Annotated in this window: 6 protein-coding genes; 2 read left to right on the top strand and 4 right to left on the bottom strand. The window is 67.4% G+C overall.

All coding sequences use genetic code 11. The features are described 5' to 3' along the window. Positions 1–475 precede the first annotated feature (475 nt). Together OG852_RS10150 and OG852_RS10145 are read left to right on the top strand one after the other, a co-directional pair. Positions 476–1,531: a hypothetical protein gene (locus tag OG852_RS10150; RefSeq protein WP_330347644.1), complete on the top strand. Its 1,056-nt coding sequence runs from the start codon at positions 476–478 to the stop codon at positions 1,529–1,531. 147 nt (positions 1,532–1,678) lie between these two features. Further along, the gene (locus OG852_RS10145) at positions 1,679–2,209 is read left to right on the top strand and encodes a proline dehydrogenase (RefSeq protein ID WP_330347643.1); all 531 of its coding nucleotides are present in this window, start codon (positions 1,679–1,681) and stop codon (positions 2,207–2,209) included. Positions 2,210–2,521: 312 nt separating this feature from the next. Here OG852_RS10145 and OG852_RS10140 read toward each other — a convergent pair whose 3' ends face one another. The 4 genes from OG852_RS10140 to OG852_RS10125 are packed head-to-tail and all read right to left on the bottom strand — an operon-like array spanning position 2,522 to position 20,095. Continuing rightward, positions 2,522–4,816 carry a UvrD-helicase domain-containing protein gene (locus tag OG852_RS10140; protein ID WP_330347642.1) on the bottom strand — a complete coding sequence of 765 codons (2,295 nt, stop codon included), beginning with the start codon at positions 4,814–4,816 and terminating at the stop codon, positions 2,522–2,524. Further along, the gene (locus tag OG852_RS10135) at positions 4,813–11,535 is read right to left on the bottom strand and encodes a DEAD/DEAH box helicase (RefSeq protein WP_330347641.1); all 6,723 of its coding nucleotides are present in this window, start codon (positions 11,533–11,535) and stop codon (positions 4,813–4,815) included. Before OG852_RS10135 ends, OG852_RS10140 begins: the two co-directional genes overlap by 4 nt. Beyond that, positions 11,532–17,042, bottom strand: coding sequence for a hypothetical protein (locus OG852_RS10130; RefSeq protein ID WP_330347640.1), 5,511 nt, complete (start codon positions 17,040–17,042; stop codon positions 11,532–11,534). Before OG852_RS10130 ends, OG852_RS10135 begins: the two co-directional genes overlap by 4 nt. Continuing rightward, positions 17,039–20,095 carry a DEAD/DEAH box helicase gene (locus tag OG852_RS10125; protein WP_330347639.1) on the bottom strand — a complete coding sequence of 1,019 codons (3,057 nt, stop codon included), beginning with the start codon at positions 20,093–20,095 and terminating at the stop codon, positions 17,039–17,041. Before OG852_RS10125 ends, OG852_RS10130 begins: the two co-directional genes overlap by 4 nt. Positions 20,096–20,161 lie beyond the last annotated feature (66 nt).

Here is a 20,161-nt window from a genome sequence, read left to right as displayed (position 1 = left end):
CAAGGCGTCTACCTGACGTTTTCGCCGGATGCGCCACGACTCAGCGGGGAGACGCTGCGCTGCCTCTGCCATGGGTCCTGCCCACTGAACTGGCGTCGTACGACATCCATCCCTCGATTCTGCGGCAGATCGCCCACTACCTGGACAGGGTGCATCTCCCACGTCGATCGACTGAGCGCCGTTCGCTTCCCTACTGCTACGCCGAGGCAAGCCAGGCTTCGACCTACCTCGGCCTGGCCGAGCAGCCCACCGTCGCCGGAGGCGTCAACGAAAGCGGTTATCGCCGTCGGCCAGGACAAGCCCAGATCCCGGGCGGCTTGTATCACGGTGGCTCCAACGTCGTTCGTGCACCGCCCGGTCGGCCGCCTCGCGCAGCCGCACCGTCATTCGGGCGCGGGCCGGTATCTGCGGCACCTGTTCGGTGATGAGAAGATCGAGGCGGTGTGACACCGGGATTCACAGGGAGGGCGGGGGAGTGGCCAAGGATTCCGCGTTGCGGGGATATCTGCTGGAGGAGTCACTGGCCTGGCTGCTGCGCTTCAGCGGGTACCGCCTGCTGGTTCATGAAGATCAGGATCCGGTCGAGCTGGTGTCGACCGGCGATACGCTGCGGGTACGTGGGAGGGGGGCCCTCCACCAGGTTGATGTGCTGGGAGAGTTTGCCTTCACCCCGGCGTTCTCGATGCCGGTCCGCCTCTTCCTTGAGGCCAAGTTCTACCAGAAGCCTTGCGGACTGGAGGTTGTCCGCAATGGGCACGGGGTACTGCACGACGTGAACGAGAATTTCATGACGCACGCTGGCACAAGGCCGAGGCAGCGCTATCAGTATTCGTACGCCCTGTTCTCCGCGAACGGCTTCACGTCGGATGCGCAGAAGTACGCTCTGGCGCATCAGATTTCGCTCGTCGACCTTTCCGGGGCGTCCTTCTCGTGGTTGCTCGGGATCATCGGGAGCACCGCGTGGTCCCTGTTTCAGGCACAGAGGCAGTACTGGCCCGAAGGCGAGCCCTTCCCGCTGTCGTGGTTGCGCACGCAGATGCGGAAGGCGTTGGAGACGTCTCCGGTGAACCTGTTGCCTTCCGTGTCGCTGGGTGAGGGCAAGTTCAAGCAGGCTGCCGAAGCGGCGATCGCGCAGTTCGTCGCGGTGCTCCAGCAGCACAGCGATGCGGAGCTCTTGCTCGGATTCCCGTCGGCACCGTTCATCCTTCCCCTTGCAGCTGATGACCACAAAGGCTTCCTGGCCTACGCGGAGACGATGCCAGACCATGCGGTGCGTATCAGGCGGCGGGGGACCGGAGCGGCGGCGGAGTGGACCCTCGCACCGGTGGCCGCCGAGGGGGCATACGAGTTGGCGTTCAAGCTCCCGGAGCATGTGGAGCAGTGGATCAGCGGTATCGCGGAGAAGGAGCGGCGCCGCACCCTGGAGGTCAAGGAGCAGTTTTTGTCGACGATCACGATTTACCGGATGAATGGCAGCGGGGTGCGCGCCTACCAGCTGCGATACGAGGCGAGTTCTCTGTCGCGCGCCTGATCACGGCACGCGGCGGATTGCCGGCCCGGCTCTGCCCTGATAGGGCTCCCCTGAAAACGACCACCCTGTACCCGTGGGTGACCCCCGACGCCTGGGCTCGCTTCTGGCCGGGCCTCAACTGCGCCTCAGCGTAGAGAGAATGGGGTCATGGATGCTGGACTCACCGCACTGCTCGGCGCTGTCGTAGGCTCACTTGCCACCCTCGGCGCCGCGATGGTCACCGGCCGCGCGGCGGCGCGCTCGCAGTTCGGCCAGTGGCGCCGGCAGCACCGCCGGGACGCGTACGCGAACTACCTTGGCGCGGTGTACGACCGCGATGTCGCCCTGGACGCAGTACGCGACGCGCTGCGGGCGGAACAGCCGGACCTGCGGGACGTCGACGAGAAGATGGAGCGCTTCACAGCCCAGGTCCGCAGCGTCCACCGGGCGGCCGAGTTCGTCATCCTTGAAGGGCCGCCTTCCGTGGTGGAGGCGCTCTATGGTGTGGTTCACGCGGCCGACAACCTCGCCGAGGTCATGCGACGCATGGTGCGTGATGCCCACGCGGAAGACACCTCCCGCAAGGCCGCGGACACCGTGCTCGCCGCCGAGCGGGAGCACTTGCTGTACCAGGCCGTGAAGGGCTTCCGAGCGGCGGCCTCTGACGTCCTCGGCGACAGCCGGATACGGGTCTCCTAGTCGTGCTCCTGGGCGCACTTGCGGTTCGCCAGGGGGAGGCCGCTGAGCGCTGTGACCTGCTGCGCCGCTCGGTGCGGGCTGACAGTGGAGTCGAGGATCAAAATGCCTACTCACCGTGCAGCGACGCCGTAGACACCCTTGACGGGGCGGCACTGTCTGCACGCTCAACGAGCGTGCGGCCCTGCCCCGGTCGCCCCAGGCACCTCACTGGGGAACGAGAGCAGCACTGGCCGTCTTCTCAGTGGTTCTGATCAGCCTTCCATCTCGTGCGAGACGGCCAGTGGACAGGGTGGAAAGCCAGGGCCTGTGTTGTCAGACCGGCAGGTACGGGCTGGGTTTGCCGTGCCAACTGATGTTCAGGGCGTCGCGGGCGCGGGTGGTGGCGACGAAGAGCAGGGAGCGCGCCTTGCGCTGCTCGCGCTCGTAGCGCGGCGGGTCGTCCGTGCGGTAGCGCTCGATGACGTTGGTGCGCGGGATGACGCCGTCGCTGGCGCCGACGATGGCGAGCTTTTGGTATTCGAGGCCCTTGAAGCGGTGCATGGTGCCGACGTGGACCTCGCCCTCGCCTTTGGGCCCGTCCTTGGTGAGTTCGGCGCAGGTGATGTTTGCCTTGGTGACCAGGTAGTACATGGTCTGGCTGACCATGTCGCGGTCGGCGACGCACACGGCGATTCGGCCGCTGGGGTCGCGGTAGGCACCGCTGTCGCCAGTGGACAGTTCTTCGCGCCAGGTACGCAGGGTGGTGGCGAGTCCTGCGAGTTCGTCGTCCCAGGAGCGGTAGGGGGTGAAGGTGGGGGCGGGGCCGTGGAGGACGGAGCGGTAGCCGGCGAGGTTGTCGGTGCCGTCGTCGAGGTCGTCGTACGTGACGCGTTTGTCTTCGACGACTCGCAGGGCTTTGGCGAGGATCTCCTTGGTGGTGCGGTAGCTCAGCGTCAGGCGTGAGGCGCGACCGCGGATGTTGATGCCGAGGGCGCCGAGGGCGACCTGGTGGTCGTAGATGCGCTGGTGGGTGTCGCCGGCGATGAACATGTCGTTGGGCAGGTCGGGGTCGACCATGGCGCGCAGCATTTTCCAGTGCGCCGGGCGCAGGTCCTGGGCCTCGTCGACGACGATGTGCTGGTATCGGTAGTTGAGGTAGCGCATGCCGGAACTGTCGTCGCGGTGGATGAGGTCCTTGCCGCCGACTTCGGCCTTGTACGCGCGGCGGGCCTGGATCTTCGCGGCGCGTTCGATCTCGTAGCGGGCGGCCCGTTCGGCGGCCTGTCCCCAGGTTTCGACGCCGAGCTTGTCGAGGCGGGCGGTGAACTGTTCGATGAGTTTCCAGATGTGGTTGCGTTCGGGGCGGGTGAGGGCGCGGCCCCGGCCGGCGCGGCGGGCCTGGAAATAGGCGGAGCGGTTCGGCACCGACTGGCCGAGGATGACCTGTTCCCATTCTTCGAGCAGGAACTCGGGTTCCCAGCGGCGGTCGTCGAGCTCGGCGAGCAGCTGGCGCATCTCGTTGAGTGCCACGTTGTCGTAGACGCGCTGTTTGCCGCGGCCCGGCGCGGTGTTCTCTCCCAGGACGCGTGAGGCGAGCTGGTCGATGTGGGCGATGTCGACGCGGGCCAGGAGTTCGGGCTCGACGAGGGAGGCCAGGCGCAGCCGCAGGTCGGTGGTGAGGTTCTTGGTGAAGGTGGTCAGCAGGATCGGCTTGTTGTGCCCGGGGGGCAGCTGTTCGGCGAGATGTTTGACCCGGTGCAGGGCAACGATGGTCTTGCCGGTGCCGGGGCCGCCGGAGACGCGGGCGGGGCCGTTGTAGTGGCGGTGGACGATGCGTTCCTGCGTGGGGTGGAGGAAGACCTTCCAGGCACGGAAGTCGCCTTCCTCGATGACGGCCTGTACCGCGTCGTCGACCGTGGTGACCTTGGTGCGGGTAAGGGCGGCTGCGAAGTCGTCGGGGTCGGGCTCCTGGCGGAGTTCGACTGGCGCGGTGATTTCCTTGCGGACCTCGTCGATGCCCATGCCGGCGGCGAGGCCGTACAGGATGTCCTTGGACAGCAGGGGGGCGCCCTCGACCAGCTGATCGAGCTCCTGGCTGTCGGTGACGGTGAGTGCCAGGTCGATGAGCTGGTCGGCAACGCCCAGCCCGCGCAGGTCGTCGGCGCTGTACCCGGCGAGCAGCGCGGGCGCGGCCTCGGGCTGCGCAGGTTCGGCGACGGGAGGCTTGGGCGTGTGGTCCGGTTCGGCGGGGGTCAGGGTGATGCCGGCGCGGCGCAGGGCGCTGTCCCCGACGACCGCGAGGTCGACGAACTCGATCTCGCCGGTGACACGGTTGACGGCGACCTGGAGCTCTTCGTAGACGTCTCGGCGGTGGCGGACGGCAATGATCAGCCAGTCCTCGGTGCCGTCCGCGTCGATGCCGGTGCGGGTCAGAAGCGCCCGGTAGTGCTGGTTGATCTCGGCGCGGTAGATCCGGGAATCACCCTTGAGCTTCCGCTTGACCAGCCCTGGCTGGTCGGGGTTTTCCCGGAAGGCGTGGCAGAAGTCGTAGAAGTCGGTCTTGATCGAGAGATCGAGCTTGTGGAGCTCCTGTTCGGCCTTGCGGTACAGGCTGAGCCGGGCGGTCATCGGGTGGTGCCTTCCGTGCCGGGGAGCTGGGGGAGCAGCTCGTCGAGGTGGTCGAGCCATTCGGCGGCGGTGCGTGCCGTCCAGCCGGCCTCGGCGTACGCGTCGTCGCGTCGCTGCGCCTCGGGGTCGTCCGTGCCGTGGTGGGCCGTCACCACGGCGATCTTGATGCCGGGGGTGTCCCAGGCGAACTCGGCTTGCCAGCCGCTGTTGCCCAGTTCGTAGCCGAAGACCGGTGCGCGTTTGCCGTGGTCGGCAAGGACTTCGGCGAGGCGCAGGAGTTCGGGTGCCTCGCTGGGGTCCTCGCGCAGGATCTCCAGGATGTCCTCGTCCCAGGCCGCATCCCGCAGTGCCGCGGTAGGGGCAGCTGGGGTCTCCGCGGCAGGTTCCGGTTCCAGGACGGCGGGTTGGGCAGTGGCGGGAGCGGTGACGCCGTTGAGCGACTCGAGTTCACCGACCCCGCCGCACACGGCGAGGACTTCGACTTCGAAGCTGGCGGCGTCGCTGGTGGCCAGCTGGACGCCGTCGCCGCCGGCCCGGGACAGGAACTGCGTGATGTTGGTCCAGTACAGCCAAGACCGCCAGCGAAGCTTGTGTTCCTCCGTCTCCAGGACGGCGTCCGTGTTGTCCAGGACCGTGAGCGCGGACCAGCGGGGGTTCTCGGGGTCGGCGGCGTCCAGGGTGAACAGGATCGGCAGCCCGCTGCTGTCCTGGGTGCGGAAGACGTGGACGGGGCCGATCCCTGCGGCGTCCGGCGCGAGGGGAGCATCGTTGCGCTGGCCGTCGGTGAATGTGGCGAGCTGTGTGCGCAGGGCGGTCACCAGTTCGCTGCGCCGCCCGGTCGCGGCGACCTGGGTGGTGCCGGCGGTGGCGACGAGCCCCGTGACCAGGGCGCGGGCACGGCGGGCCCAGCGCTCGGGATCGGGGTCGCGCAGGTAGGCGATCAGCGTGTCGATCGGGTTGGCGAAGACCGCTTCGGCGAAGTGGGCGCGCTGTCCGCCGTACTGCTCGTAGGCGGCCTTGGCCTGTTCCTGTGCGGTGCCAGGGTAGGGCGGCCAGACCGGTGTGGATTTGGTCGGGCGCTGCTCGAACAGGTCGATGTCGGCCCAGGTGACCTGGAAGACCACTTCGCCGTCGGCGCGCAGCCTGGTGCGCTGTGCCGCGTCGGTGGCGATCCGGTTGTGCTCACGGCTGGCGTGGAAACGGAATCCTTCGAGATAGACCTTGACGCTCTGGGCCGGGCCGTCGACACGGGTGAAGGTGAAGTCGGTCCGGGTACCTTCGAGCTGCTGCTGAGCGGTCAGCCGCCAGTGCATGACGTCCGAGCCGCTGGTGAAGCGCAGATGCCCGCTGGCGTGCCCGTCCTCGTCCAGGGCGGCATCGTCGGTGACCCTCACCCAGCCGCGCAGGGCGGCCAGGAACCGGGCCTCCAGGTCGGATTCGACCTGCTTGTCCAGGCCGACGAGTCCGGTGTGCCTGACCTCGGTGGTCTCCCAGCCGTCCTCTCCCTCGCCTGTGAACAGCAGCGACTCCAGCATGGCCAGGGCCGCGTTGCGCGAGACGACGTCCTGGAACTGCTCGGGGGCATAGCGGTGCAGGCAGCGGTGGCAGGCCCGGCGCTGCTCCTCTTGGCACGGGCACTGCTTGAGCAGGTCGTACGCCTTGGCGAGGGTCTCGCGGAAGGCGTCCGGCTTGGTGAGCCGGTCCAGGTAGCCGGTGCCGCCGGGCAGGGAGTCGAACAGGACCAGGAACCAGCGGCGTTCACCGCTCTCGGCGTCTGGCATGGACGACACGGTGGTGTCCAGGTGCTGGGGGTCACCACCGAAGTGCAGATCGACCCCGAGCCGTAGCGCGGCCCGGAAGGACTGCACCTTGGCGTCGATGTCCGCGGTGGCGGCCGGGATCAGCACCCGCAGGGCCTCGGTCTTCAACTGGTGAGCGAGCAGTACCGGTTCCTGGGTGACCCCGCCCGGCTTGCCACGCCGCAGCGGGCACCACGGACGGTGGTGCTTGAGCTGCGGGGTGCGCGCGGCCGAGGAGCTCAGCGCATCGGTGTCATAGTCGAAGACGGGTTTGCCGTCCGCGCTCGCCGCGCCGCACGCCGTGCACACATGGAACGGGTTCAGCCGCACATAGTGGCCGGCGAAGTCGTCACGCGCCGGGGCGTCGTAGCGGACCGGTCCGACGTTGATCCGTCGGATCATGGCGGTGCGGCAGTAGTCGACGCCGAAGGTCTGCTTTGCATGCCGCCACGAGCCCGGTTCGATGTCTTCGATGGGGATGTCGACTGCGTCCACCACCGTGTAGAAACGGCGGTCGCGGTCGTCCTTGTCGTCGCGGATCCGGGCGTCGTCCCGCTTGCCCCTGGACGTCACGGTGGTCGGCTCGACGATCTGGAAAAGGCACGAGCCGTCGTCCGCGATATGGCTGGTGGCGCAGCGCGGGCAGGGCGAGCGGTCGGTGGCGGCGTCCTCGGTGCGCACGTATCCGCAGCCCGGGCACACGCGCCAGGTGCGCCACGCCTGCCCGCCGCCCGTGGAGATCTCCAGCCCGGTGATCTCGTGCCGGTAACCGTTGACGTAGAAGGTATTGCCGGGGGCCAGCTCCTGGAGGGCGTAGCGGCGCGGTCGCTCGTAGGCGGTGGTCGTGGAGGTGAACACCACCTTCCCCGTCCTGGGGTCGATCCCCTCCTCCCCGTACAAAGTCGCGGACAAGGTGGTCGTCGAGTCGATCAGCGCATAGTTGGGCAGCAGGCCCAGGTCGCACAGCGCGCTCTGCGCCGGCGTCTCACCCAGGTCCAGGAGCCGCTTGCCCACGCCGCGCCGCTCGGCGTCCAGCTCGGCTTTCTGCCGTGCCTGTTCGGGATCGGTGTCGTGCAGCTCGCCGTGAGCGTCATCGATCTCCCGAAGGCGCGCCCGCAGCGCCTCTTGGCCGCGGCGCCACTCGCGTTCGGCTTCCTCCACCCTGCCGCGCAAGCCGTGTGTCGCATACGCCTTGAGATCGGCCTTGGCCTGGTCGCTGATGCCGGCGGGGAACATCTTCAGGAACCTGTCGACGAGGACCTCGCCTTGGGCGATGGCCAGTTCCACCAGGTCGATCAGGTAGCCCGACGGGCCGAACAGGGCGGGCGCCTTGTTCGGGATCGCGCGCAGCACAATGCCGTCCGCCCGCACGAGCTGTCCCGCTGCGGCGAGGTCCAGCAGGTGCGCCAGGTACTGGCGGCGCAGGATCTCCACTGCGGACAGATAACAGCCCGGCGGCACGATCGTGCCCGCGATCAGGTCCTTGGGACGTTCCAGGAAGTACAGGTCGCGACGGCGCCGGTCGGGGATGGTCAGCAAGAACGCATTGCCGGTCCGGCGCCCGGCCCGGCCGACCTGCTGGGCGTAGTTGGCCGGCCGGCGCGGGAGCGCGGCCAGCACCACCGCGGACAGGTCGCCGATGTCGATGCCCATCTCCAGCGTGGGGGTGCAGGAGAGCACGTTGGGGTCTTTGAAGCCCCCGCCGCGCTTGAACGCCTCCTCCACTTTCTCCCGCTGCGCCCGGGTAAGCATCCCCGTGTGCTCGGCGACGACCACCTGATATGGCCCCGCCTTCCGGTACAGGCGCCGGTAGTAGTCCCGGGTGTAGTCCCGGTCGCGGTGATGGACTCCGAGGGCCTCGGGCCGGTCACCGGCCACCAACCGGCCTCGACGGCACCGGTAGGAGGGGCACGGCTGGTCATGCCACTGATCCAGCAGCGTCGGGTGGACCGTCTGCTCCCAGAAGCACACCGGGCATCGCACATAGGAGTGCCGCACCTGCTCGTCGTCCAGCAGCAGGGCCTCGATGTTGCCCGGCTTGAGCCCGTAGACGCGCAGTGAGCTGTCGTTCGGGGTGCGCGCCGACAGCAGCCCGGCCCCGGCCAGCTCCGGCAGCAGACGGCTCCAGAACTCCGGCGCCACCTCTCGTGGCACATCCAGGCAGCGCCCGGCCCACCGCTCGTACCAGGACAGTCGGCCGGTGGCGAAGTCGAACTCGCTGCGGTCCTTGGGCTGGCCCAGCAGGAACACTGGTGCCGCCACACCCCTGGGGAAGGCCCGCATGCCCGGCGGACGATTGCCCCAGATGAAATAGCGGGTGGTGCCCGCCTCATCCACGTACTTGTCCAGCCACTTGTGGGACACCGCCCCCCGGGTACGCAGCCGCTCCAGGAAAACCCGCAGGAACGCCAGATACCGGTCGTCGCTCTGCTCAACCAAGGTCAGGTCGGTGCGGTTGCACTCCTCGTGGACGCGCTTGACCAGGGCCACCGCCGCGGCCGGATCCTCGATCCGTACCTGGGCCGCAGCGGTCCGGGTCAATTCCAGCGTGCGGCCGTTGCGGGAGCGGAATCCGAACTCCATCAGCGCTTCGAAGGCCAGCCGCTGGCCGATCAGCCGCCACGTCTTCAGGTCGCCGCCGCGACCCTGTCCGGACAGCAGACGGTCCACCCCCTTGAAACCGTGCAGATCCGGGGGCACCACGGCGGACAACGTGTCCTTGTCGGTGGTTGCCTGCACCACGTTCGCGATCAAGTCGTTCAGCGCCGTGGGGACATCGTGGCGCAGGTGCCGGGCCAGCAGGGCGCGCAGCGAGAAGGTGTACGAACGGTTGGCGACGAACCCGGCCCGGTGCGCGGCATCCTGCACCGAGTCGTTGAACATCAGCGTTTTGTCCTCGCGCAGCTTCTTGTCGAGCTCCCCGCCCGTGAACAGCCGCGTGATCGACGCCGCCGCCATCGCCGCCGCACCCGTACCCAGGTAGCGAATCGCGTTGCGCTCACCGCATGCTGGGCACCAGTCTTCCCTGGCCGCGGTATTCGCGGTCGCCCCGAAGTGGACCAGAACGAACGCCGAGTCCCGGGCCGTGAGGCGGGGTTCCTTGGTGTCCTTGTCGTAGTCGTTGAGCGGATCGGGCAGCCGCAGCCGCTTGCGTGCCCCGTCCAGCACCATCAGCATCCCGCCCGCCCCCTGCAGCGCAGGAGAGGCGCCCCTGCCGCTTCGGCCACTGGCCGGCATCGGCGCCGCCCCGGACCCCTCGCGGGCCTCCTGGTCGGAGGCCGCGATCAGGTTCCGCACCCGGATCTTGTCCTGCCCGGTCGAGGCGCGACGGATCTTGTAGGTGTCGAACTGGACGTCGTGGTCGTCACTCTCCGGCGAGAACACCGCCCACCCGGACCGCCCGCAGTCCCGGCAGTAGATCGCCGGCAGGAACAGATTCGCGCTCTGCCCCGACGTCGCCGTGGTCACCGGCGCCATGCGGTTGCTGTCCGCCGCACCGGCATCCGTCATGCCCGCCATATCCCAGCGGAATTCCGCCTTCGGCCACGGCAGCACGCCGCGCAGCAGCCGGGTCACCGAGCGGGCCCACTGATGTACCTCGAGATGCACAAAGGGACGCGGCTCCCCCGGCTTGGACTCGGGGTCGCGGGCGTAGGAGAGCAGGGCCACGAAACGGGCCAGTGCCTCGGCCGCCTGCTCCGGCCTGCTGGCCACCGCCTCCGACCAGCCGGCCGCCCCGGCGCGCCACATGACGTCCAGCACCTCGGCGCTGGTCCTGACCTCACCACCCAGCCCATGCATGATCGCTCGGGTGAACAAATGACGCTTCAGGTTGTCGCCCAGCACGAGCGGGTCCGGATCACGCACCCCGGTCACGGCCTCGATAAGGTCCAACAGGGCCTCATCACCCGTGGTGGGATCGGGCAGCGCCAGCAGCTCGTCCGGCGTCGGCTGCGGCTGCATCTTGATCTCTGTCAGCGGGATGAACTCCTCCACCGACAGCCGGTCTTCCCCGACGATGGACTCGGCGCTGAACTCCGTGCCGAAGACCTGCGTCGCGACCTCCAGCAGGCTGGCCATCCCCGCACGGTCGGTCCCCGACGCGAGCGTCGCCGACGTCGCCACCGGGCAGATACGACCAAGAGGCCGGCCCTCCTCAGCCGCGCCCACCGCGGCGGCGAGCCGACGCAGCAGCATCGCCACATCGGTGCCCTGCGCGCCGTCGTAGGTGTGGAACTCATCCACCACCACATAGCGGATGTCCGCATCCCGCCACAGCGGGGCATCCTCCGAACGCTGCAGCAGCAGATCCAGCATCTTGTAATTCGTGATCAGGATGTCCGGCGGCGAGAGCTGCATGTCCGAGCGCCGCGTGTAGACCTTCTCGTACCGAGTCGCCGCCCGGTCCCCGATATACAGACCCGCCGACAGCTTGCCGAGCTCCGTCTCGTTCTCGGTGAGCAGTTCGTTGATGCGCTGTGCCTGGTCGGTGGCAAGCGCGTTCATCGGATACAGGAAGACCGCCTTGATGCCGGTCTTGCCCGCCGCCTGCTCCCGGCGGCAGTGATCCAGCACCGGGTACAGGAACGATTCCGTCTTGCCCGAGCCCGTGCCCGTGGTCACCAGTGTCGGCTGCGGCGTGTGCCCGTTCGCCGACGTCAACCGCGCGAAGGCCGCAGCCTGGTGGGCGTACGGCGTCCAGCCCTCCCGCTGCCACTCCAGGTGCGCGCGCCATTCCTCACCGGCGACCGTGAACGGCGTACGGATCCTCAGGAACGGGCCCCGGAACATCCCCGACGTCTCGTCCCCGAGGAACCGGTGCAGCGCCTCACGCGCCCCCTCGTCCGTCAGCGCGTACGTCGTCGACAGGTACTGCAGCAGGCTCTCCTTGAGCCCCCGCGCCTCCAGCGTCGGCCTCACGGCTTCGGCACCTCCTGCTTCTCCGGGTCCCACTCACCGCGGGCGACCGCGGCATCCAGCCGCGCCTGGAACACTGCGTGCGCTTCCCGCATCTCCGACTCGCGATCCGCCTTGTAGAAGGGAGCGGTGTACCCCTCGGGCGGCGACTCGTTGTCCGGGTCCTTCAGATACGCCTGGAACTGCTGCCAGTGTTCCTTGACTTGCCCATGCCCGTAGGTGTACCGATCACCGGCGATCTTCCGCTCATTGGCGTCGAACCACGTGACCAGGTCGAAGTCCTGCATGATCGGGAACCGGGCCCGGTACATGGTGACCAGGGTGTCGGCGTTGATGCCGAGCCACACGGCGACGAGGGCGTCGACCTCAACTAGCGCTGCACGCCGGGCGTACTCCGAACGGAGTGGAGTGTCACGTAGCCACTCAGGCGTTACAGCGTGGAGTTCCGTCTCCATGCCCTCCCAGGGACGGGCCCACGGCTCGGCTCCGGCCCAGGTGGGGTCGTAGAGCTCCTGCCACAGGTCGGCGTAAGCGGTGGTGAGGCAGTTGAGGCGGAGAGTGCGGAGAAGGAGGGCGGAAGCAAGGGGATGGTCATCCTGAGGCGCTGGCATGAGGCGCGCACCTGTAGTTTGGAGATCTCCTCGGCCCGTGGTGCGTAGGAAGTAGTCGAGAGGGAGGGCCGCCCAAAAGCCCGCGGCCAAGGCCGTCATGCCAGGACTGGGCATGGCCAGGCTCTGGACCATGTGGACATGTGCGGGGCCTGGGGGAATGACCGCTGCGAACAGTGCTCTCTCTGTGTCAGGAGCGATCTGACGTCGCCACGCCAGGCGGTAGAACTCCGTATACGGCCTCGTCGACCTGGCGACGAGCTCAGCGTCCACCGCCTCATCGGTGATCTCCGTCTCCGAAACCTTTAGCGCCTCTGCGAGCCGCCTCCTGGCGGCCTTCGTCTCCGCCGCTGATTCGCGTAGCGCCCTCAACTGAGCGTGATCAAGCCACCGGTCCTGCGCGGTGCGGTACGTGTCGTCGTCAGCCACCTGTCGATACTCGGACTCCGGCACAGCATCAGAAGGTAGCTGCGCATGGTCGAGCCCGTGTACTTCGCCGCTGCCCTGACTAGGCTGTTTGAAGAGCGGGTTAGCCACACCCAACTGGGGGCCCTTGAGGATGACCTCGTTCCAGGTGTCAGCCCGGTAGTCCTCACGCCCCGCCTGGTGCGTGTTGTAGTCGATCAGAGGTGTGTTCTTCGAGGGGCCCCACTGGGACTTCTTTGCGGCTCCCTCATCGAAACCGATTGTGATTTGAGGCTTCAGGTCCCTCAGCCGCAGTGGGTACCCGGCCAGCGCGTCGATAGCGGCGTCTTCTGCCGTACTCACAGGGGTCAGGAGTCGGGTGCGTTCGACGGGGACGTCCCACTCCCCGGACAGTCGCTGCCACCGGCCCAGTGTCTGTGGAGTGACCCGGATAACGCGCTGCCTATGCGGCCTCTCGTCCCAGTCTCCGCGGTACTTCACCCCGGGTGCGTCACCACTGCCATCCTGCGTGCTTGACAGGCGCAGGGCGTCGACGGAGAAAAGCCACGACAGATGGTCGAAGGCGATCTCACCCTGCTCTCCGTAAACATGCACCCCAAAGTGGCTGGATCGGCCGACTGGGGGCGGAAAGAACCTGTTGCCCGCATTGACGAAGTCGGCATGGACACGAAGTCGCTGATACGCGGCCTCCCGGAGAGCTGCTTCTTTCTCGCCGCTGAAGTGCGTATCTGGGTGGATGAGCCCGACGCTGCCGCCCGCAGCGGTGTGATCCCAGGTTTGGCACATGAAGGCACGGTAGAGATCGGGCTTGCTTCCTGTAATCAGGGGGTACATCTGTGGCGATGAGAGGAAGTCAGCGGTGGTGAGCGTCGAGGTCACCTCTCCGAGCAGGTAGGCGGCTACCTCGGGCCTGGCCAGTTCGGCTGTACGCCGCCGTCTTTTCTCTGCTACCGGCGGCTTTTCCGTGAGCATGAACCACGGCTCGTACTCGGCGAGGACGGAGTCCTCCTTCCACTGTGGCCTTACCCACGGCGGGTTCCCCACCTGGAGGTCGAAACCGCCTCCCTGGGCGAAGACGAGCGCGAACTCCAGCTCCCAGTGCAGGAACCCCTGGCTCGCGGCGATCTCGCGCACCGTATGCAGCCACGGGAAACGCTGTTCGGGATTGACGGTGTCCATGCCCATGAAGTCAGGGAGCGTTCGCTCGTACTCCTTGAGCTCGTCGAGCGTTTCAAACTGGTCGATGAGGGTGCCCTCAGGAACTTCCGCCGTGCCCAGCATCGCTTCCAGGAAGTCCAGCCAGTCGTCCAGGTCCTTGAGGGGGATCACCGGCCGACGTGCGGGCTGCTTCAACTGCCCCAGCTTCTGGGCCCTGGGCGTGATTTCCTTGGTCTCAACGACGACTTCAGCGCCGGTTGTCAGTTCAAGGTGCTCTAGGGTCTTCTGCCCCTTTTCCACCTCGAAGAAGCCGATGTTCTCCACCACACGGGGTGCGGTCTGTGGTTCGGGCGCAGGGATGGTCTTGGGGGCCTGACCGTGGGGGTGTCCATCGAGCATCGGCACGCCCCCGAGGAGCGTCGCGAGGCTGTCGACGGTGCTGACATCCGAGGGCTTGGTGTAGACGCCGTCGGTCCCGTTCAGCAGGCTTGCCTTATCCGCTGGCCAGAACCACAAGCCGCACCAAGCGTCCATGACCGTCTTCAACCGCCAGTAGGGGGTGTCGACGGTGTTGAAGAGGTCCTTGAAGACCTTCTCTTTAGGCACCGCCTGCTCTGGGCGCTTCATGAAGGCGAACTCGGGGTCGGACGGATCGGCCTTCCAGACGTCGATCCTGCGCGAGATTTCTTTTTCAGAGATCTGCATGCGCTTGATGACGAGCGACCACAGGAATTCGGTCCGCCGGGCGGCATCGCGCAGGCGTGTGAACTGCGACGACGCTTCGGCCTTCGGCTGCTTGGTCTTCGGGTCGCGCTTGGGGCTGCCGTCCTTGTTGAGGTGCGCGGTGCTGCGCTTGGGGCGCTGGAGGATGCCCTTCTTCCAGGCAGCCAGCTGCTCGACCCCCTCCTTGGCGAGTTCCTTGGCCTCCTTCGAACCGGTGACTGCGGCCCATCCCGGGCACGGCAGCAGGAACTGGTGCACCGCATCCTGAGGCAGCGGCTGCGGCGCGCCGTCCTTGAGGAACGGCAACCGAGTCGGTGCCAGGGCGCCTTTGGCCTTAAGCCACGCCTTGTCCGGTGAGGCCACATCGTCCCCCGCGTACACGGCGCGTCGGGCGCCGATGAGCGAGTTGCCGCGGCGGAGATGGAGGCCGAACCAGGGGGCTTGCATGCCGGGGTGCATGGTGTTGAGCCACAGGGAGACTTCGGCCAGTTCGACGCCGGTGGCGTTGAGGTCCACTCCGTAGGCGTTGTGCAGGGCAATGTACGCCTTGGCCTTCTGCTTCTCCGTGAGGGCATCGGCCGTCGGGATGGTTGTACCCAACTCGTCCTGGCGGCGGCGCAGGTACTCGTCGGCGACCTGGTTGATGGCCTCGTTCAAGAACGCGCCCGAGCCGAGAGCCGGCTCGCAGATCTTGAACTTGAGGAGTTCGGAGGCCCGGGTCTTGATGATGTTCCCGTCGGCGTCGCGCTCCTGGTCCAGGCGGTTCTTGAGGGCGAGTTCGACGGTGACCTCGGTCAGCGATTCCGGGGTGTAGTACGACGCCGACGTTTCGCGGGCGCGGCCGGCGAGCCGGTAGACGAACTCGCCCTTCGCGTATTTCTTCACTCCGCGCAGGCCCTTGCGGGCGTCGTCCTCGTTGTAGTGGACGAGGGTCTTGTCGGGGTACTGGTCCTGGCGGTGTGAGGGGATGAGCCAGGAGCCCTTCTCAGGGTCGCCGCCCTTGGCGACCTCGCACAGTTCCTCGTCGGCGATGATGCCGGTGTAGGACATCAGGCCCTCGTATACCGCGCCGAGCTGGTTGATGCCGAGGTTGCGGTAGGAGATGAAGCCGCCTCGCTCGCCGCGTTTGCCCTTCTTCATGGTCAGTAGGCGCAGCACTTCGTGGAGGGCAGCGTTACGCAGACGCAGGTCGAGCCAGCGAGGGTTGGTCTCGTCATCGCTGTTCGGGTCCAGCACGCCGCGGCCGATGAGGCGGATGGCGGCGGGTTCGAAGAGTTCGCTGCGCAGGGGCTCGAAGCGCAGGCCGAAACGGTCCTCGCTGCGGCGGTCAGCCTTGGCCTTGCGGGTCGCTTCGTCGTCGCCGGGCTGGTCGTCGTCGGCTTCGGCGCCGTATGGGCGGTGGCCGAAGTTGACCTTGTTGAACAGGACGTCGAGGGACTGGAAGAGGTGGAATCCGTTCTTGGCCTCCTCGTCGATGAGCTCCTCGTCGGTGGCCACCAGTTCGCGCAGTCGGGCCATGGAGTAGCCGGCCTCGTAGGTGTCGGCGTCGGCGGGGAGGATGCCGAGTTCGGGGCGGGCTTCGGCGTACAGGAGGAAGAGGATGCGGTAGAGGTAGCGCAGGGCTTCGCGAGTGAGTTCCCGGGGGAACGGGATTTTGGGGCTTTCGATGTCGGCCGGGGTGACGTTGTTTCGCGGCTCGGCCATTCGCCGTAGGACTTCGTTGGCGATGATTTCGACCGAGCGCTGCAGGCCATAGCGCAGTTCGCCGGAGACACCGGCGGCGTTGGCGCTGGAGGACTTGAGGAGCACGTCGATGGGGCGGGTCTGGTCGTTCTCGCCGGGCCGGAGCATTTCCAGGCTGAACAGGGCGGCGATGGTGGCGAGCTCGCCTTGCTGGCTGCGGTCGTTGCGCTCCAGAGCGGCGTCGAGGTTGACGGCCAGGTAGCGGCCTTCGTTCCAGGCGCTGCGGTCGGCGAGCAGGAGCACCCCACCGTGGAGGAGCAGGACGAACCGCGGGTGCGGACCGCCGGGTTTACCGATCTCGCTCTGGAACAGCCAGGAGGCCAAGGCCGCCCCGGTCTCGTAGGTTTCACTGCTGCTCACGCGTTGAGGCGACAACAGACGTCCAGGCCCGTCGGGGTTGAGGGCGGCGTCGTTGTCGGCGGCCCATCCGCAGTCGATCGCGACGATGCCGTGGCCGTGGTAGGCAACGGGCAGAGTGTGTTCGCGGCCGGCGCGGTGGACGGTGAGTTCGCCGGGGGCAGGCTCGTAGCCGAGGGCCTTGAGGACGTCCTGGTGCCAGGAGGCCAGCCGCTTGGTCCACTCAGGGTTGTCGTAGGTGCGCAGCCGGGATTCGTCGTTCGCGTCGCTCTGGGTGGTTTCGGCGAAGTAGCCGCGGACTTCCGGGGTGTGGTATGCGCTCCGCAGGGTGCGCAGATGTTCGCGGGGGGTCTTGCGTGGGTCGTTGTCGTCGCCCTCGCGCATGGTCCAGGTGGCGAACAGGCCCTTCTTGAGGTCGGTGCCGAGTTGCTCGGCGAAGTAGTGCGCGGACAGGTACTCGCCGCGGTTGGTGAAGGAGTCGAAGTCGGTGCTCATCGTGCGGTGTCCCCTGCGGTGGCGGCGTGCGGTTCCAGGACGGCCAGCAAGCGCAGCATCGGTTCGCCTGCTGTTTCCAGGGACTTGACCAGGCTCAGGCGGCGGCTGGCGGCCAGGTCGACATCCTGCTTGTCGCGGCGTGTGCCAGCGAAGAGGGCTTCCTGTTTCCAGTGGGTGACGCGCTTGCGGTAAGGAGCGAGCGTCTTATCGATCTGGAGCTTGTAGTCCTCTTCCCTGCTCTTGAGGAAGCGCTCGGCCTCGTCGATGGCGGCAGGCACGAGTTCGGTAAGCCCCGGCAGGTCACGCGGAGTGGCGCGGCCCGGCATATTCGGGCCGACACCATAGTCTTCCAGCAGCTGCGCGGTCAGCGGCTTGGTATCTGGGGCGTCGGGGAGACCGGTGACGGCCATCCACTCGACGACTGTGGGGCGGCCCACCGCGTTGGAGTAGATGCCCTGGACCAGGAAGACCGGGCGGTCCACGGCGGCTGCGAGCACCGGCGCCTGGTGGCGGCCGACCTGCACGAGCACCTTGTCGGTGAGCCAGTCCAGCACCGGGTGCACATCGGTCACGTAGGACACGTTGGGCCACTGCGACTTGGAGGAATCCCGCGCAGCCTTCAGCCGCGCACTGGCGAGCGTCTTGGAGAAGGTGATGCGCATCCGGCCCTTCTCGTTCTTGCGCGGCAGGATCCGCTGCTCGTCCAGGTAGGACTTGGGCAGCGACTTCAGCCGGTACAGCAGGTCACGCGGGGGCTCGAACGCGATCGTGCCGTCCTCGTAGCGCAGCAACGACAACTGATCCTCGGGATTGGGATGACAGATCTGCCGAAGCGCCTCGTCGAAGTAGTCGGCCGTGGACCGGAAGAGCTTGGGGACCACCGCGCGGGGCACCTCGGGGTGCTCGGAGACGGCACCGACCTGACCGAGGAGGCCCGTCAGGAAGGCAGCACCACTTTGCTGGGACTGCTTGATCGAATCCTCGACGGTCCGGCCGGCGATCAGGTCCTGAGTGAGGCGGTTCTCCTCCTCCTGCGCCCGGTACAGGCCAGTGACGGCCTCGGCCGACCCCTCGATCTTGTGTGCTTCCTCCTCGCGCTTCAGGAGCTTCTCGCCGACCAGACGGTCATCCAGCGTGCGCGGCTGGCCGGTGGCTTCGTCGGTGCGCCACGGGACGTCGCTGGTGAGGATCAGCGCCCGGAACTGGGGCTGGTGTTCCTGTCCGTAGCGGTCGATGCGGCCGTTGCGCTGCTCGATGCGGATCAGGGACCACGGAAGGTCGTAGTGGATCAGCAGGTGGCACTGCTGGTGCAGGTTGACGCCTTCCGAGGCGACGTCACCGGTGAACAGGATGCGCACCGGGTCATCGCGCAACCCGAACTTCTCGACGATGTCGGTCTGTTCCTCGTCGGTGGTGGCATCGCCGTGCATGACCTGCACCGCTCCGCCGAAGCCCAGCCAGGGCTTGCTCTCGTCCGTACTGGCGCTACGGGGAAAGCCCAGAGCCGCCGGCACCGTCTCAGCCAGCCACTTCAGGGTCGGGATGCGCTCGGAGAACACCACGACCCGGGTGTCGGAACCGGGTCCGACACCCATCGCGCGCAGCTCCTTCAGCAGCGCGGCGAGTTTCGCCGAGTCCTCGTCCTGGATCTGCTCGGCAAGAGCCTGCAGCTCGACCAGAGCGGCTCGTTCCGCCTTGCGGGCCGCTTCTCGGACGGCGGGGTCGACCGGACGCGTCTTGCGCTTGGCGTTGGGGGCCGACTTCTCGGCCGGCGGCTTGTCCAGGTTCTTCAGGCGAGTCTTGATGGTTTCCAGCAGGGCCCGGTGCGAGGACAGGAACGACTTCAGCAGCTGGTAGGGGACGAGGGGATAGGTGCTCGCGGACGGCGCCGCAGGGTCGGCGGGGATCCAGTGCGCGGCTAGCTCCTTGAAGACGGCGAGCTCTTTTTCCCCGGCCGGCACGTGCAGGGGCTGCGAGGGGCCACGGTCCGCCCACGCGCCCTTAAGCCCTTCGCGCACCTCAGGGGTCGTCTTCGTCCGCCGGATGTAAAGGTGCTCGAGGTCCTTCACCTCGTACTTGGACGGATCGGCGATCGCTGCCTCGTCCAGCATCTTGATCAGCTCGGCGAACGAGGCAGCGTCGCCGTTGTGTGGTGTGGCTGAGGCGAGGACGAGGGCGTCGGTCTTCTGCGCCAGCAGCCGGGCCAGCGCATTGTTCTTTGTGCCCCGGTTGACGAGGTTGTGCGATTCGTCGATGACGACCGCATCCCAGTCGGTGTGTTCCAGATGATGGGCGTAGACATCGCTCTTCAGCGTGTCCACGGAGATGATCGCGCGCTTGAAATAGGAGAACGGATTGCGTCCCGCCGGGATCTCCTGCTGTACGCGTTGGATGCCGGTCGAATCCAGTCGCACGAGCGGGATCGCGAACCGGGTCCACAGCTCACGCTGGAACTGCTCCAGCACATGCTGCGGGGTGACCACCAGGATCCGCTCACCGCGCCCTCGCCGGATGAGCTCGGCCAGCAGCACGCCGATCTCCAGGGTCTTGCCGAGGCCCACCACGTCCGCGATCAGGATCCGCGGTTGCGGGTTCTTCATGGACAGCGCCAGCTCCGCCGGCCGCAACTGATGGACCTGCTGGTCCATCAGAAAGCCGTCGCAGAGGGCCAGGCCGTGTTCGGTCTGCGGCAGATACGTCTTGCGCATCACCGCTTCGAGGAACAACCGGGCCCGCCGGTGGTTGGGGGAATCGTCGGCCACGAGCTGTGTCTCGCGGGGATCGAGTACCTGGATGTCGTCCAGCCGGTCGTAGAACACGGCGTCGGTGCCGCGGACGAATGAGGAGACGCCGGTGACATCGACCATCCACCCGTCATGCCGGGTATTGGTGACCTTGCGCACCAGCCACAGTTCGTCGCGGATCAGTACCTGAGCCCCTGGTGCGTAGCCGGCCGACGACCGGCCTTGTCCGCCCGCTGGCAGCTCATCGGGCTTCCAGGCGTCCCACACTGCATCGCCCTGGCCGCCCGCGGCCCCAGTCTCGACGCTCAACGTCCGCTCCGTTCCATCACCGGCAGCACCGGCTGCCGCTCATCGTTCAGCAGATACATACGGCGC

Origin of the sequence: Streptomyces sp. NBC_00582, from assembly GCF_036345155.1 — a bacterium.
Lineage (GTDB): Bacteria > Actinomycetota > Actinomycetes > Streptomycetales > Streptomycetaceae > Streptomyces.
Note: the sequence above shows the minus strand (reverse complement) of the source record. Positions and strands in the feature narration are given on the sequence as shown.